Raw genomic sequence first — 1,220 nt, forward strand, 5'->3', positions numbered from 1 at the left:
AAGCCGGCTGCTTCAAACTGTGTAAGAACACGGTAAACCGTTGCCAAGCCCACATCTTCCCCCATATCCAATAAGGCTTTGTATACACTCTCCGCGCTTAAATGATGATCACGTGATTGCTCTAAAATCTGTAATACTTTCAAGCGGGGCATCGTGATCTTTAATCCGGCATCTTTTAATTGCTGGCTCTCTTCCACAAGCACTCCTCTGCATGATATTCAACACCTGTGATCCAGGTGCCTTTCTATGGATGGCATGCTATTATGGCGAAATTTTTCACCACAGGCAAAAAAATGCGAATTAGAACCATTCTCATTAGTATCGCGTTAACCTTAACGCTCACCCACTGTACTGACTATGATTTTTCCAGACGAATTGTGCAGCAAGGTAATTTATTACCCCAGAGTAAGATAGAACGTTTAAGACTAGGCATGAGCAAACATGATGTAGCAATTCTGATGGGTACCAGTTTACTAAGCCCCACTTTTAACAATGAGCGCTGGGACTATGCCTATACATGGCGGAAGGGCGGGAATGCCATGCGTGTACGCAACTTAAGCTTATATTTTTCTCATGGGGTGCTATCGCGTATTGAACATCATCCTTAGTAAAGCTGTCTTGTCGTCATTTGCCCTTAATAGAAAGTAATTCTCTATCTGTCCTGCTTTATGCAGGGCAACCCAGAGACTAAGCCTTGATGTCGCAAACTCCATCAAGGCTTATATCTACATCATCATCCAGTTCACAACCCGGGATTTAAATCATTTAACATTTTTTATGAGTATTTCCCATTATCCATTCCAAAATGGAATGGATAATGGGAAAAATTTTCCTTTGTGCCTTTCTTTGCAATAATTCAAAATATAAACACAATAAACAAATAGAGGTAATTATGTTAACAATTGAAGCAATTGAAGAAGGAATATTTAAGGAAAAATTGATCTTATTTCTCCGTTCCATTACTGATGAAGATATTCCTCTCATTTGTAATTTTTTAATCGAACATCCAGAAATTACCTATCTAGATCTCAGCTCTAATCGAATTACTGATATTGGTGCAAAAGCCTTGGCGTCTAATCAGAGCATCCGAACGCTACTCATTTATAAAAATTCAATTAGTGAAAAAGGCAAACAAATGCTTAATGAGCAAGATCCTCATATGCAAAGCAATTACGGCATCCAGTCTAGGCTAAGCACGGAAGTCCCTTCCTTATTAAAAT

At 39.0% G+C, this 1,220-nt stretch carries 2 protein-coding genes and 1 pseudogene; 2 read left to right on the forward strand and 1 reads right to left on the reverse strand.

What is annotated here, in order from left to right:
- On the reverse strand, nt 1-197 hold a 197-nt coding region (locus BN58_RS17060; RefSeq protein ID WP_019217869.1), incomplete at its 3' end, for a transcriptional repressor.
- Between the two features lie 66 nt (nt 198-263).
- Here BN58_RS17060 and BN58_RS17065 point away from each other — a divergent pair.
- Together BN58_RS17065 and BN58_RS17070 are read left to right on the forward strand one after the other, a co-directional pair.
- Entirely contained in the window at nt 264-608 is a 345-nt protein-coding gene (locus tag BN58_RS17065) for an outer membrane protein assembly factor BamE (RefSeq protein WP_019217870.1), read from the forward strand.
- Nucleotides 609-892: 284 nt separating this feature from the next.
- A pseudogene (locus BN58_RS17070) lies at nt 893-1,220 on the forward strand (hypothetical protein); the annotation flags it as partial.

Origin of the sequence: Legionella tunisiensis, from assembly GCF_000308315.1 — a bacterium.
Classification (GTDB): domain Bacteria; phylum Pseudomonadota; class Gammaproteobacteria; order Legionellales; family Legionellaceae; genus Tatlockia; species Tatlockia tunisiensis.

Coding starts and splice junctions, on each gene's coding strand:
- BN58_RS17065 (WP_019217870.1), top strand. CDS start 264: ATGGCGAAATTTTTCACCACAGGCAAAAAAATGCGAATTAGAACCATT.